Annotated in this window: 12 protein-coding genes; 8 read left to right on the forward strand and 4 right to left on the reverse strand. The window is 62.1% G+C overall.

Features of this window, described 5'->3' with window-relative positions; genetic code table 11:
• Positions 1 to 1044 (reverse strand): patatin-like phospholipase family protein, encoded by a 1044-nt coding sequence (locus Q9Q94_RS01755; RefSeq protein WP_305978299.1) that lies wholly within the window; start codon positions 1042 to 1044, stop codon positions 1 to 3.
• 117 nt (positions 1045 to 1161) lie between these two features.
• Between Q9Q94_RS01755 and nudC the strand changes: the two genes are divergently transcribed.
• Together nudC and dctP are read left to right on the forward strand one after the other, a co-directional pair.
• On the forward strand, positions 1162 to 1983 hold the full coding sequence (nudC, locus tag Q9Q94_RS01760) for an NAD(+) diphosphatase (protein ID WP_305978300.1): 822 nt from the start codon (positions 1162 to 1164) through the stop codon (positions 1981 to 1983).
• A 134-nt stretch (positions 1984 to 2117) separates the two neighbouring features.
• The gene (gene dctP, locus Q9Q94_RS01765; protein ID WP_305978301.1) at positions 2118 to 3113 is read left to right on the forward strand and encodes a TRAP transporter substrate-binding protein DctP; all 996 of its coding nucleotides are present in this window, start codon (positions 2118 to 2120) and stop codon (positions 3111 to 3113) included.
• Here the strand turns inward: dctP and Q9Q94_RS01770 are convergent, their stop codons facing one another.
• On the reverse strand, positions 3114 to 4520 hold the full coding sequence (locus Q9Q94_RS01770) for an MFS transporter (RefSeq protein WP_305978302.1): 1407 nt from the start codon (positions 4518 to 4520) through the stop codon (positions 3114 to 3116). It lies immediately after the preceding gene.
• A gap of 317 nt (positions 4521 to 4837) precedes the next feature.
• On the opposite strand from Q9Q94_RS01770, the gene Q9Q94_RS01775 reads away from it, so the two are divergent.
• The 6 genes from Q9Q94_RS01775 (at position 4838) to Q9Q94_RS01800 (ending at position 13249) form a co-directional block, all read left to right on the forward strand.
• A complete protein-coding gene (locus Q9Q94_RS01775) occupies positions 4838 to 6862 on the forward strand; it encodes a 7TM diverse intracellular signaling domain-containing protein (RefSeq protein WP_305978303.1) in 2025 nt (674 codons plus the stop codon).
• Between the two features lie 147 nt (positions 6863 to 7009).
• On the forward strand, positions 7010 to 8815 hold the full coding sequence (locus tag Q9Q94_RS01780; RefSeq protein ID WP_305978304.1) for an ABC transporter ATP-binding protein/permease: 1806 nt from the start codon (positions 7010 to 7012) through the stop codon (positions 8813 to 8815).
• A gap of 242 nt (positions 8816 to 9057) precedes the next feature.
• Entirely contained in the window at positions 9058 to 9549 is a 492-nt protein-coding gene (gene rfaE2, locus Q9Q94_RS01785; RefSeq protein WP_305978305.1) for a D-glycero-beta-D-manno-heptose 1-phosphate adenylyltransferase, read from the forward strand.
• A gap of 165 nt (positions 9550 to 9714) precedes the next feature.
• Positions 9715 to 10950, forward strand: a complete 1236-nt coding sequence (locus Q9Q94_RS01790) for a pectinesterase family protein (RefSeq protein WP_305978306.1) — start codon at positions 9715 to 9717, stop codon at positions 10948 to 10950.
• A 116-nt stretch (positions 10951 to 11066) separates the two neighbouring features.
• Complete coding sequence (gene cysK, locus Q9Q94_RS01795) at positions 11067 to 11999, forward strand: cysteine synthase A (RefSeq protein WP_305978307.1); 933 nt, start codon at positions 11067 to 11069, stop codon at positions 11997 to 11999.
• Between the two features lie 95 nt (positions 12000 to 12094).
• A complete protein-coding gene (locus Q9Q94_RS01800; RefSeq protein ID WP_305978308.1) occupies positions 12095 to 13249 on the forward strand; it encodes a MalY/PatB family protein in 1155 nt (384 codons plus the stop codon).
• A gap of 182 nt (positions 13250 to 13431) precedes the next feature.
• Here Q9Q94_RS01800 and Q9Q94_RS01805 read toward each other — a convergent pair whose 3' ends face one another.
• On the reverse strand, positions 13432 to 14058 hold the full coding sequence (locus Q9Q94_RS01805) for a response regulator (protein ID WP_305978309.1): 627 nt from the start codon (positions 14056 to 14058) through the stop codon (positions 13432 to 13434).
• 190 nt (positions 14059 to 14248) lie between these two features.
• Positions 14249 to 14758 carry a single-stranded DNA-binding protein gene (gene ssb / locus Q9Q94_RS01810; protein ID WP_305978310.1) on the reverse strand — a complete coding sequence of 170 codons (510 nt, stop codon included), beginning with the start codon at positions 14756 to 14758 and terminating at the stop codon, positions 14249 to 14251.
• Between the last annotated feature and the right edge of the window lie 121 nt (positions 14759 to 14879).

Here is a 14879-nt window from a genome sequence, read left to right on the forward strand (position 1 = left end):
TCAGCGCTGCAAATGTGCCAGCTCGCGCCTCGCGTATCCCGCCGCAGACTCGTAGCCCACATCGAAGAGGCGTTCGAGGTTGCTGCGCGACCAGTCGAACACATCAGGCAACTCTTCCGCCGGAATGCCCTCGATGAGCGGCACCGGGTGCACGCAGTTGAGCTTCGGATACTTCTCCATGTGCTCGGCGATGAAGAGCTTGAGGTCGTCGCGCGCAATCTCGATCAGCGGCGTGAGGATGGACATGACCCAGGCGTCGTAAAGGTCGCGCGGCGGGCGCAGGAGTTCTTCGGCACCGAGAATGTCGAGCACCACGATCTCTTCCAGATCGGCGTGGTGACTCAGCAGGCTCTTGAAGTTGAGGCAATCCAGCGCAGCGCCTTCGATGTAGAGCCCGTCATCAATCTCGGTCGGCGGGTACAGGAAGGGGAAGGACAGCGCAGCCTGCAGATGCTTCGCAGTGAGCTGCGCCTTGCCGAAATCCTCCATGTGCTGCGTGCGCAGGTTGAAGGCGTTGACGTAGAACTCGGGGGCTATCGCCGGAATCGCCGCAAAGTCGATGACCTGCTCGGCAAAGGGCAGGTGGGCGCACAGCCCCAGCGACTCGGCCGTCAGGTCGCTCGGGCAGGCCGTGGCGAGCACCAGCTCCGCCGAATCCTTGACGAACTGGCTCACCGGATCAGTGGCCTGCCAGTTCATCAACTGCTGGATGAAGGGGTTAAGCCCCAGCGCGCGACGATACAGGTCGGCCATCGCGCCAGGCTTGTTGAACACCTTGTAGTTGACCGGGAACTGATCGTAGAGCGGATCAGCGATGCCCATTTCCTTGAGCCCGATCAGCGTGGCTACCGGATCGCCATTCTTCGGGGCGCAATACATCAGCCCCAGCAGAGCACCAGCGCCGGCGGTGGAGATCACGTCGAACTCCAGGCCCAGCTCGTGAAAGGCGACCAGCGCGCCTGCAATGAGGGTGGCGTTCGGCGCGCCACCGCTGATGATCAGTGCGTTGCGGGGCGCATCAGGCTTCTTCGCGCGGGTGACCATGGCTGAACCTCCTGCGTTACACTCAGACTGGCAGCATAGAAGAATATCCTGCCCCTGTTCCGGCGCCTGCCCCATCGTTCGGGCGCCCTCTCCGAACTCGATCTGGAAACACCCCGCATGCAGTGGCCCGCCGATTTCAGCCCCGTGTTTGCCCCGCCCGTTGCCGATGCCGGACTCCTGTTCGCCTTCATCGGCGAGGAGTTACTGCTCTGCCCGGAGAGCCGCCTGCCATCTGCCTCACAGCTCACCCCTCTTGGCGAGCCGCACGCAGCTTTCGTCTTCGGGCAGCTTGCCGGCAAACCCTGTGTGCTGGCGGCTTGGCAGGCAGGCACAGAGCCGCCGCCGGACCTGCACGTCATCAGCGTGCGGCATGTCTTCGATCTGCTGCCGGCTGGCCACTGGAGTCTGGCGGCACGCGCCAAACAGATGCTGGGCTGGGATCTGGCCACCCGCTTTTGCGGCGCCTGCGGCAGCCCGACCCAGGCCATGGACGGCGAGCCGGCCAAACTGTGTCCGGCCTGCGGCCAGCGCAGCTACCCGCAGATTGCGCCGGCAATCATGTGTCTGGTCCGTCGCGACAGGCAACTGCTGCTGGCGCGCTCGGCGCATTTTCGCCCCGGCATGTACAGTGCGCTGGCCGGTTTCGTGGAGGCTGGCGAAAGTGTGGAAGCCTGTGTGCACCGCGAGGTTTTCGAGGAAACCGGCATCCGGGTGCACAACCTGCGCTGGTTCGCCAGCCAGCCCTGGCCTTTCCCGCAATCGCTGATGCTGGCATTTCACGCCGACTACGCCAGTGGCGAGATCGTGCCGCAACCCGGGGAAATCGAAGACGCACAGTGGTTCAGCCTCGACGCCTTGCCAGAGCTGCCTTCCGCCGTCAGCATCGCTTCGCGCCTGATCGCCGCCGGCATCGCCGAACTGCGCCAGACACCGGATTAATTTGAGCCGACCGCACAACTTTGTTGCAGATTGACAGCACCAGGACTTGCCGACCAGCGGTAGCCAGTGCATTCTGCGCGCTATTGCCCGAAAACCTGAGGGCGCTTCCTACTGTCGATTTTGCGAGAGCTGTCATGCCAATCCGAACCCTGCTGTCTCTGCTGACCACCCTTGCCCTGTGCTGCGCCAGCCTGTCCGTTCAGGCTGTAGAGCTCAAGGGCTGGCTGCGCGAATCCGCCGAATACCCGCAACATCAAGGCCTGCTGCATTTCTTCGAGCGCCTCAAGGCCAACACCCAGGGTCGCTACACCGGCCGGGTGCTGTGCTGCGAAGAGCTCGGTCAGCAGAAAGATGTCATTCCCAAGTTCAAGAACGGCGAGGTCGACGTCGTACTGTTTTTCTCATCGGCACTGACTGCTGATGTACCTGAAATGGCCGTATTCAGCCTGCCGTTCATCTTCCGCAACCCGGAGCACATGATGTCGGTGCTCAACGGCGAGGCCGGTCAGGACATGCAGGAACTGCTGCAGAAAAAAGGCTACACCGTACTCGCCTGGTATGACGGCGGCTCCCGCTCGTTCTACTCGCGCAACAAGACGCTGGCTTACGCCTCGGACTTCAAGGGTCAGAAGATCCGCGTCCCCAACAAGCAGGACATGATCTCGATGGTCAAGGCACTCGGGGCGGAGCCTTCGACGCTGGCCTTCGACAAGCTGCCGACCGCCCTCAAGAGCGGCGAGCTGGACATCGCTGAAAACGATTTCACCTCTTACTACACTTCCGAGCACTACAAGGTGGCGCCCTACTACACCTTCAGCCACCACACCGTGCAGCCAATCGCCGTGCTCATCTCAGCCAAGCGCTGGGCCAGCCTGAGCGATGCGGACAAGTCCGCATTCCGCCTCTCGGCTCAGGAATCCGCCGTGCAGGCGGCCAAGATCCGCGCCCAGCGCGATGCCGAGATCCGCGCCAAACTGGACAAGGCCGGCGTGAAATTCAGCGAATTCCGGGGAGCGACCACCACCATTTCGCTGATGAAGTCGACCTACGAGCCTGTCATCGTCAGCCCGAAGGCCACCGAACTGATGGTCAAGATCATGACCGGCACGCGCAGCAAGGCCGCCGACTGATCATTCCTCCACCGCCCGGTGCCCGGAAATCGCGGCACCGGCGGTTTTCGCCAGCCGGCTCAGCCACAGCAAGGAACTGGCGGAAACCAGCGCGATCACAATGAATGCCGGCGGGAAATCTGCCGCCACAACGGCCGTATGCCCCTGCAGGAAATTCGAGCCCTGCAGGGCGAAAGCCCCCACAGTCACCCCCATCCCCGCCGCCAGTTGCTGGATCACGCTGGCCAGACTGGTCGCCTGACTCATCTGCGGCTTGTCGATATCCGCATACGCCAACGCATTCAGGCTGGTGAATTGCAGTGAGCGGAAACAGCCGCCGATCAGCAGCGCCGCAATGATCAGGGCATGCGGCGTATGCGCCGTGAACAGGCCGATCAGCAGTAGTGACAAGGCGGCGGCCACTGCATTCCAGATCAGTACACGACGAAAGCCATAGCGCTGCAGGATGTTCGCCGCAATGGTTTTCATGAACAGCGCGCCAGCCGCCGAAGCGCAGGTCAGCAGGCCGGATTCAAACGAGTTCAGGCCGAAGCCCAGCTGCAGGAACAGCGGCAGCAGGAAGGGAATCGCGCCGATACCGATGCGGAAAAAGAAACCCGCCACCACACCCGTGCTGAAAGTCTGGATCTGCAGCAAATTCAGGTTCAGCAGCGGATGGAGCTTGTCCCGCGCGGTCCACACATAGGCGCCGACCATTGCGGCGCCCGCCACTATGCACACCAGCGAGACAGGCAGTGAAACCAGATGCCGCCCGGCCGTGGCCAGCCCGAGCATCAGCGAAGACAGCCCCAGCGCAGAGAGAAGAAAGCCGCTCCAGTCCAGCGGCAGCGCCACGTCCTCGCGCAGGTTCTCGATGTGCCGCCCCGCCATCACCAGGCCAATGATGCTGATCGGGATGTTGATGAAGAAGATCCAGCGCCAGTGAAAATAGGTGCTGATGAAGCCACCCAGTGGCGGTCCGATCACCGGCCCGATCAGCGCGGGGATCGTCAGGTAGCTGAGAGCTCGCACCATCTCGGCCTTGCTGGTGCTGCGCAAGACCACCAGCCGCCCCACCGGCACCATCATCGCCCCGCCCATCCCCTGCACGAAACGCGCCGCAACGAAACCGGTCAGCGAGCCCGACAGCGCGCACAGGATCGAGCCCCCCATGAATACGCAGATGGCCGAGCGAAACACCGTGCGCGAGCCGAAACGATCCGACATCCAGCCACTGATCGGAATGAATACGGCCAGGCTCAAGAGGTAGGAGGTCAGCGCCAGCTTCAGTGCAATCGGGTCTTCATGCAGATCGCGTGCAATCGTTGGCAAGGAAGTGGCAATCACCGTCGAGTCCATGTTCTCCATGAACAGGGCACAGGCAACAATCAACGGGATGAGGATGTGTTTCGGAATGCGCGGCAGCACGGACGGAGCGAAAGCGGCAAAGACCACAGTGTGCCGCAGAACACTGGGTGGCGGCTCAAGGTTTAACCCAGGCTTACGAAATACCGCCCCTCTCCTCCGTCCTTCTCCCATTGCACAGGCGACGGGAGTCATCGTGCCGGTGACGCTTTGCGGAGGTCAGCACCACTGCACACGTAACGGGGGTGGTCGATTCCAGCACCATCGAGACCGTCTTTGCAGTTGGCATCAATGCCAATCCGGGCACCGATGGTACATGTCACAATTACCGGCAATTTTATTGTCGTGGTTTGGCTGACTCTGCAGGAGACGAGCGCTCAATGGAAACACGCAAGGGGAATTTCTGGAGACCTCGCTGGCAGCACGTGTGGCGTACGGCCCTGATTGGCTTGCTGGGAATGCTGTGTGCGAGTCATGCCTTCGGTGCCGCGCCGATGGCAAGGCATGGCGAAATCGATCTGCGTGCCCTGGAGACGGACCAAGGCGCAGTTGCTCCGCTCAGCGGAGAGTGGGAGTTCTACTGGCAGCAGCTACTCACGCCGGAGGATTTTTCTGCAGACCGGACACCACCCAGCGCAAGCAAGCTGCACGTACCGCAGCGGTGGAGCAAGACAACGCTCCAGGATCAGGCCGGCTCCGGGCGCGGTCATGCAACCTACCGTCTGCGCATCTTGCCACCGCCGGAGGCACAGGCCCTGACGCTGCAATTGCCGGAAATACAGGAGGCCTATGCGCTGTGGGTAGACGGACGAATGCTGGCGCAGGCCGGAACGGTGGGCGTCGACATGGCATCGGAAAAGGTCGGCAGCCCCGAGATACGGATGGTCACGTTTGCCAGCCACGGCACACCGGTCGAACTCGTACTGCAGACATCCAGCCATCATTACTCTGACGGTGGCATGGGCTCGGCCATCCGGCTCGGTGCGCCAGAAGTTCTGGCGAAATCCCAGATGCTGCACTGGGGTGCGGGGCTGGCGGTCGCGGCAGCTCTGCTGGTGATGTTCCTGTATCACCTGGCCTTGTTCATCTCACGTCGCAGCAACCCGGCGCCACTTTTTCTGGGCATCTATTGCCTGCTGCGGGCGATCAATACGCTGTGCTCCGGCACCAGTGACTGGAGCATCTGGCTGCTGTTCCCGGAGGCGGACGGCGCGCTGATCGACACGCTTGGCATGGCCTGCCTGCTAGGCTCCATGCCGTTGCTGCAAGCCTTCTTCAACAGCCTGTTTCCTGCCGAATTCCCGCGCAAGTGGATGCTCGTCCTTGTCGTCACAGGCATGATCCTTACCGGCTTTGGCGCATACACCGACTTCAACTCTGCAAGCATGCTGGGGATGGCTGTCTATATGGCCATCGTGGTGGGGTACTCCATCTTCAACCTGATTCGGGCCTGGCGTGTAAAGCGTGTCGGCGCCCTGCTTTTGCTGAGTGGCTATGTGCTGCTAGGCCTGAGCGCCGTGAATGATTTCCTGAACGGTTATCACATCATCCAGTCAATGCCGATGGCGCCGATTGCGACTCTGGCGTTCATCCTCTGCCAGTCGTTTGCATTGGCACGCTGGTTTTCGATGGCGCTCACCTCGGTGGAAAAACTGTCAGGCCAACTGGAACTGCAGAACACGGCCTTGCAGGACGAAATGGCCGAGCGCGCCCGTCTGGAACGGGAAATCGAGCGGGTGAGCGACGAAGAGCGGCGCGCAATCAGTCGGGCGCTGCATGACGGTCTGTGCCAGGAACTGACCGCTGCCCGCCTGCATTGCAGCTTGTTGCAGCCATCGGACAATGCGCAAACCGCCCGGATTGAACTCGGCCGCCTGTCTGCATTGCTGGGCCGCGCTGTTGATCAGGCTTATGAACTGTCGCGTGGTCTGTGGCCCGTGGAAAACGATACTCACAATCTGGCTCACGCGCTGGAGGAGTTGGCTGAAAAGGCTCGGGCCCTGCACCGTCTGGAGATATCGGTTCGCTGCGAAGCGGCCTGCGTAGCCTGCAGCAACGACAAAGCCACAAACATCTATCACATCGCGAAAGAAGCACTCCAGAACATCACCAAACACGCGCATGCGCACAAGGTAAATATCGTGCTTGAAGGCTCTCTCGCGACACGTAGCCTGACCCTGCAGATCGAGGATGACGGCATCGGTCCAAATACACGAAAATCTTCACCCGGCGGGCTGGGTACCCGGATCATGGCGCACCGCGCCAGCATGATGGGCGGACACCTGACGGTTTCTGAGCGCCCCGGAGGGGGCACGCTGGTACGCCTGAGCATCGCCTGCGCTACAGGCAACATTCAACAGGAAGAAATTTGCTGCCCATGCCGGCCTGCCGTCGAATACACCTGAGTCCCTGAGGCGACGTACGCATCTTCGTTGCCTATACCCTTCTTTCGATCCAACCGTGTTTGCGCCTGGCGCGGAAGCACCAGGCGGAGCGATCTGTCCCCAGGAGTTCCGCTGCGGCTGCGCACTTCCGCCTCTACAATCCCATCCATGCGACGCTCACACTCCAGCACCCTGCCCGAACCGGCCAAGCCCGGCGAACTCCACGCCCTGAATACCTTGCGCAGCCTGTTGCCCTATCTGTGGCAATGGCGCATGCGGATTGCACTGGCGCTGAGTTGCCTGATCGCGGCGAAGATCGCCAATGTGTGGGTACCGCTGATCTTCAAGCACATCGTTGATGCCCTGGCGATCACGCCGGCGCAGGCGGTGATCGTCGTGCCGGCAGCACTGTTGCTGGCCTACGGTGTGCTGCGCTTTTCGACCTCGCTGTTTACCGAGTTGCGCGAAATCCTGTTCGCCCGTGTCACTCAGGAGTGTGTACGGCGCATCGCGCTGGGCGTGTTCGAACACCTGCATGCGCTATCCCTGCGTTTTCATCTGGAGCGCCAGACCGGTGGCTTGTCGCGCGACATCGAGCGTGGCACACGCTCGGTCAATTCACTGATCAACTTCGCCATCTACAGCATCCTGCCGACGCTGGTGGAAATCTCGCTGGTGATGGGCGTGCTGCTGGTGAAATACGAGGCGATCTACGCGCTGATCACCGCCATCACGCTCAGCGCCTACATCGTCTTTACCTTCAAGGTCACCAACTGGCGTACCGCCCTGCGGCGCGAGGCCAATGAGCTGGACTCGTCCGCCAACGCGCGCGCCATCGATGCGCTGATCAATTACGAGACGGTGAAGTACTTCAACAATGAGAGCTGGGAGGCTCATCGTTACGACGAGAAGCTGCAGGCCTGGAGCAAGGCTCAGGTGCGCAACCAGATTTCCTTGTCACTGCTGAACATGGGTCAGGCCGCGATCATCGCCGCCGGCGTCACCGCCATGATGTGGCAGGCCGCCAGTGGCGTGGCCAGCGGCAAGATGAGCCTGGGCGACATCGTGCTGGTGAATGCCTTCCTGATTCAGCTCTACGCGCCGCTGAATTTCCTCGGTGTGCTCTATCGCGAAATCCGCCAGTCGCTGACCGATATCGAGCGCATGTTCGGCCTGATGCGCACCGAACGCGAAGTGGCCGATGCGGCCGACGCCCGCGAGCTCACCGCCGGGCCGATGAGCCTCAGCTTCGACGCGGTCAGTTTCGCCTACGATCAGCGCCGGCAGGTGCTGACCGATGTTTCACTGAGCGTACCGCCGGGCCATACGCTCGCCGTGGTCGGCCATTCCGGCGGCGGCAAATCGACGCTGGCCCGCCTCGTCTTCCGTTTCTACGACGTCAGCACTGGCGCAATCCGCATCAACGGCACGGATATCCGCCAGATCAGCCAGCACAGTCTGCGCCGGGCGATCGGCATCGTGCCGCAGGACACCGTGCTGTTCAACGACAGCATTTACTACAACATCCTCTACGGCCGCCCGGACGCGAGCCACGCAGAGGTGATCGCCGCCGCTCAGGCCGCCCAGCTGCACGACTTCATCAGCCGCCTGCCGGATGGCTACGACACCAAGGTCGGCGAGCGCGGGCTGAAGCTATCCGGCGGCGAGAAGCAGCGCGTGGCGATTGCCCGTACCCTGCTCAAGAACCCGAGCATCCTGGTTTTCGACGAGGCGACCTCGGCTCTCGACTCGCGCACCGAGCAAGCCATCCAGGCCCAGCTCGAAGCCGCCGCGCGCGGGCGCACCGCACTGATCATCGCCCACCGCCTGTCGACAGTAATGAACGCCGACGAGATTGTGGTGCTGGAACAAGGCCGCGTCATCGAGCGCGGCAGTCACGCCGCCCTGCTCGCCGCAGAGGGCGCTTATGCGCAGATGTGGCGGCTGCAGCAGCAGGAACGCGCGGAGGACTGAAGGCGGCAAGAGGGCCCCGATTTTTCAGTCCGGATGCCGGCCATGAGCCGCGCCCATAAAGGGTTTTCAGCCCCCTCGCCTCAAAACCATTGCCAGACAAGGCGCTACAGCATGTCTGCCTGAAGAGGCCCGCCAGATGCGGGTCTCCACGACACGCCACTCTGCATCCGGAACGCAGGACTGCCGCCACAGGCGGTCCGGATGCTATCCTGCTCCCCACTTTTCAAGCTTTCCTTGACGCCATGACAGCCTATTCCCGCCCCGAATTCGAGTCCCGCATTGTCGCCCCGCAGGATCTCGCCCGCCGCATCGCCGAATTGCCCCGCCCGCTGGTGTTCACCAACGGCTGCTTCGACATCATCCATCGCGGCCACGTGACCTATCTGGCCCAGGCCCGCGCGCTGGGTGCCTCGATGATCGTGGCCTTGAATACCGATGCATCAGTGAAGCGCCAGGGCAAGGGCGACGACCGTCCGATCAACACGCAGGAAGATCGTGCCGCCGTGATGGCCGCGCTGCGCTGCGCGGACATGGTGACCTGGTTCGACGAAGACACGCCCATCGAACGCATCCTCGAATGCAGGCCGGATATTCTGGTCAAGGGAGGCGACTGGCCAGTAGAGAAGATCGTTGGCTACACCGAAGTGCTCGGCTGGGGTGGCAGCGTTCATTCGATTCCCTTCGAGGTGGATCGCTCGACCACCGCTCTGCTCGGCAAGATCCGCTCGCTGTAACCATGCGGGCGCGGCTCGCGCCCCCGGCTCCCTGGAAAAACAGACACGCGTTGCGCCCTGCCAACACGAAAAACAATCGAACTTGGCAGGGCCGTGCGAGCAGCGTAGATTCGTGTTTCCGGTTACATCCACATGGGTTACACCATGGTCCAAAGGAGGAGTCGCGTGAAGATACAACAATCGAGTCTGGCTATCGCCGTCCTGTCCACCATCCTGCTGGCAGGCTGCGCCACGTCGCTGGAAGGCCCGATCGCCGCCAGCACCGCCAAGCGCCCGCAACTGAGTGCAGATCAGGCCGCCGGCCACACCATGGCTGCCTATTTCGCCAAGGGCGGCAATATCGAGGCGCTGGAAGCGGACCCGTGGGATCCGGTCAAGAACGGCATTGGCGACGTCGCCAAACTCAAACCCACCTTCACCGTTGCCGCAGACGGCAGTGGCACCCACAAGACCGTGCAGGCCGCGATTGACGCGGTGGGCAAGGCCGGCGGTGAGCGCGTTTATATCCTCGTCAAACCGGGCATCTACCGCGAACAGGTGTGCATGAAAGACACCGCTCCGGTCACCCTGTATGGCCTGAGCAGCGACCCGACCAAGGTCGTGATCGTCAATAACATCGGCGCCGGCACCAAGAAGGACAAGGATGTCACCGCCAATGCCTGCGAAGGCCGCAAGGGCGCAGACACCTACGGCACCAGCGGCAGCACCACCTTCCTCGCCTACGCGGATGGGTTCCAGGCAAAGAACCTGACGTTCTCGAACGACTACGACGAGAGCGTCAACCCGAAGAGCGGCACCCAGGCCGTCGCCCTGAATACGCGTGGCGACAAGGTGATCCTGGAAAACGTGCGTCTGCTCGGCAATCAGGACACGCTGATGATGAAGTCGCTGAACGTAGGGGCCATTGCCCGCGCCTATGTGACCAACAGCTACATCGAGGGTGATGTGGACTTCGTGTTCAGCCGCGCACTGGCCGTGTTTGACAAGGTGGAGTTCAAATCCCTGACCAACCGCGAAGGTTCGGAAGGCGGCTTCGTCTTCGCTCCCAGCCACCCGCAGAATTACGCATACGGCTTCCTGGTGACCAACTCGAAATTCACCTCGGACGCCAACAAGGATGGCAAGAAAATCAGCCTCGGCCGCGCCTGGGATGATAGCGGTGGTGTCTACACCGCCAAGGATGGCAGCAAGTTCATGCCCAACGGCATGGTCGTGATCCGCAGTTCGTACATTGGCGCTCACATTGATACCGAGTCGCCATGGAACAAAGCCGCCTCGACCAACCGTCCGTTTGATTCGGAAAAGGCCCAGACCGTGAAGTTCGGCAAGGAAGACGCCACCTTCCCGGCCAACCGCCTGTTCGAGTTCCGCAACTCGGGCCCGGGGGCTGCAGCAAAGTAAAGATCAGTTGCATCCGGAAGGGGCCTGCGGGCCCCTTTTTCATGCCCATTCGTTTTTTCCTTATTCCCGATCACAGCACATACAATTCAGCCATATTCCACTCAAGGAGAGCCCGCATGAAGATCGCTGCCAATGTCACCGACCTGATCGGCAACACCCCGCTGGTTCAGTTGAACCGCCTCACCGCTGGCATTGATGGCCGCGTGCTGGCCAAGCTGGAGTTCTTCAACCCGGCACACAGCGTGAAGGACCGCATCGCGGCCGCCATGATCGAAGCCGCCGAGAAGGCCGGCAAGATCGGTCCGGATACGATTGTGCTGGAGCCCACCTCAGGGAACACCGGCATCGGACTGGCCATGGTCTGTGCTGCCAAGGGCTACAAGTGCGCCTTCGTCATGCCCGAGACCATGAGTCGCGAGCGCCGCCTGCTGCTGAAAGCCTACGGCGCCGAACTGATTCTGACCCCCGGTCCGGAAGGCATGCCCGGCGCCATCAAGCGTGCAAATGATCTGGCCGCCAGCGATGCGCGCTACTTCATCCCGCAGCAATTCGAGAACCCGGCCAATCCGGAAATCCACCGCCACACCACGGCCGAGGAAATCTGGCGCGACACCGACGGCACGGTCGACCTCTTTGTGGCCGGCGTCGGCACCGGCGGCACGGTAACCGGAGTGGGTGAAGCGCTCAAGGCCAGGAAGCCCGGGCTGAAAGTTTTTGCCGTCGAGCCCGAGTCCAGTCCGGTACTGTCTGGCGGCGCACGCGGTCCGCACCCGATCCAGGGGATCGGCGCAGGCTTCGTGCCGGCAATCCTGAACACTACGATCTATGACGAAGTGATCCGCGTGAGCAACGCCGAAACCTTCGACATCGCCCGTCGCATGGCGACCGAAGAAGGTCTGCTGGTCGGCATTTCCAGCGGTGCGGCAGTTGCGGCCGCGCTGGCCATCGCGCGTCGCCCCGAGAATGCCGGCAAGACGACGGTGGTCATCATCCCGAGCTTTGGCGAACGCTATCTTTCAACACCGCTGTTCGAGCACCTCGCGGTCTGATCTGCCGCAAGCACGAAGAACGAGGGCGCTGCGGCGCCCTCTTCTTTTTTGCTCAGGCAGCCTACAATTCCGCATCGTTTCAGGAATCCTGCCTCATGCCTTTCGACTTTGACACTCCGCCCGACCGCAGCCAGTCCGACAGCATCAAATGGCGCCGCTATGCCAATCAGGATGTGCTTCCCCTGTGGGTTGCCGACATGGATTTCGCAGCCCCGCCCGCCGTACTGGCAGCGCTGCAGGAGCGCATCGCTCACGGCGTGCTGGGCTACGCTCACCCTTGGCCCTCCTTGCTGGATGCGGTAGTGGAAGGAATTGCCCGTGATCACGCCTGGCATATTGAGAAGGAGTGGATCGTCTGGCTGCCAGGCGTGGTGCAGGGCTTCAACCTCGCCTGCCGGCTGGCGGGGGAGCCCGGCGATGGCGTGCTGACCTTCCCGCCGATCTATCCGCCGATGCTGCTGGCGCCGGACAACCAGCAGCGTCGTCTGGTGCGCAGCAATCTGGTCCTCGCCGGTGGTCGCTGGGAATATGACTGGGACGGGCTGGATGCCTTGCTCGAAACCCAGCGCGCGCGCCTGCTCCTGCTGTGCAACCCGCACAATCCGGTCGGCCGGACCTGGTCGCGTGAAGAGCTCACGCGGCTGGCCTGGCATGCCGAGAAGCACGACTGGCTGATCTGCTCGGATGACATTCACTGCGGTCTGGTCATCGACCCGACCCAGCGCTATGTGCCGATAGCCTCTCTCGACGAGGCGGTGGCCCAGCGCACCATCACCCTGATGGCGCCCTCTAAAACCTGGAACATTCCGGCCCTCAGCAGCGCCTTCGCCATCATCCCGAACGCCAGTCTGCGCAAGCAGTATGTTGCCGCCGGGCGCGGGCTGTTGCCGGATGTGAACGTTCTGGGTCTGACCGCGACCGAGGCCGCCTACCGCAGCGGAGCCCCCTGGCGCGATGCCCTGCTGCCCTACCTGCTCGGCAATGCCCGGCGTGTTCAGGAAGTCATCAACGCGCTGCCTGGCCTGAGTTGCACGGCCGTGGAGGCCACCTATCTGGCCTGGATTGATTGCCGCAGCCTGAATCAGGCCAGCCCGCAGAAGTTTTTCGAGCAGCACGGTGTCGGCCTCTCGGATGGCCGCGATTTCGGCATGGACGGCTTCGTGCGTCTGAATTTCGGCTGCAGCCGTGAGTTGCTTGAGGAAGCCTTGCGCCGCATCAGCCTGGCAGTACTCGCCGCGCAGGCGGGCTGAACCACCCTCCCTGAAGAGCCTCACCCAGCCTTACTCTTCAAGGCGTCACGGCGCTCAGGCAATCCGGATGAGGCTTACGCCACGGGCAGGCTGAAGAGGCACGCCACACGCGGCTCTTCAGGCAAGGGGCAGAAAAAAACGGCGACCCAAGTCGCCGTTCGTTTCCACTGCATACCCCCGGATCAGGCGCGCACGCGTCGCTGCATCTGCATCAGGCGGGCCTGGATATACCCCTTGAGCTCGCGGAAGGGAATCGGTTTCCCGTAGATCAGTACATCTTCCGGCAAACCGCCCTGCTCTTCGATGTCATCCACCGACAAGCCGGTCACCACGATGATGTCCATGTGTGCAAGCTGCGGATCAGCACGCAGGCGGCGGATCATCGCAAACCCATCCAGATCCGGCATCATCAGGTCAGCCACGAGCAGATCCGGTGCGCTGCGGCCAATTTCCATCAAGCCTTCAAAACCGGAGGACACGATCTTCACCTGGATCGGCATGTCCCAGGTTGCCACGGTCTTCTCGTAGAGCGCCTGCATCAGGCGATCATCTTCAGCAATCAGCACACGCAAGGTCGTGGGTGCCGGCTGAGCGGGCGCGGGCGTTCCGGTCTGGCGCTTGCGCAGGAAGGACTCGACGGAACTGACACGAATGCGGCGATGACCGCCGGTGGTTTTCCAGGCATCCAGCAGACCGTTTTCCACCATCTGCTGCACAGTGCCCAGCGAAACGCCGAGCATTTGCGCGGCATCGCTGGTGCTACAGAATTCACGATCCGGCTTGGCGCCGGCCAGGACTGCGTCAGACATGCAAGAACCCCGTAGTTTGAAAACTGACGCCACGGCAGGACGCCACCTTTCCCATCATGGCGCAGTCATGCGCTGAGCCTTTGGTTTTACACATTGTAACGCATGGCTGACACGCACAGGCGGGCGATTGGCCCAACGGAACCGGAGCCGGCCACTCATGAGAGATCGGCTCCGGCAGAGTCGAGAGGGGTCAGAACGGGATGTCGTCGTCGAAATCACCAAAGCCGCCGGAGGCCGGAGCGGACTGCGGCTGAGACTGTGCCGGGGCTTGCTGTGGCCGGCTACGCGGAGCCTGTTGCTGGAAGTCCCCGCCGCGTGACTGGTTGTAGTCATCACCGCCACGCGCACCGCCGCCGTCGCCCCCTTCACGCGAACCCAGCATCTGCATCTGGTCCGCACGGATTTCAGTCGTGTACTGCTCGACACCCTCCTTGTTGGTCCACTTGCGGGTCCGCAGGCTGCCCTCGATGTAGACCGGACGGCCTTTCTTCAGGTACTGCCCGGCGATTTCTGCCAGACGGCCATTGAAGACCACACGATGCCATTCAGTAGCCTCTTTTTTCTCGCCGGTCTGCTTGTCCTTCCACGTATCCGTGGTGGCTACAGTGATCGTGCAGAACGCATCACCGCTCGGGGCATAACGCGTTTCCGGGTCCTTGCCGAGATTGCCGACGATGATGACTTTATTGACAGAGGCCATGCTCTTGCTCCTAGATGAAAGTTGCAGCGCTGCTCTTGCGATATGTTCAGCGCCGATTCGGGTACGAGCCGCCACCCGACAGGGGAACGGCAGGCGTGATGCTACCTTGCGCCGGCCATTT

The organism is Uliginosibacterium sp. 31-16 (genome assembly GCF_030730865.1).
In the GTDB taxonomy this organism is placed as follows: Bacteria; Pseudomonadota; Gammaproteobacteria; order Burkholderiales; family Rhodocyclaceae; genus Uliginosibacterium.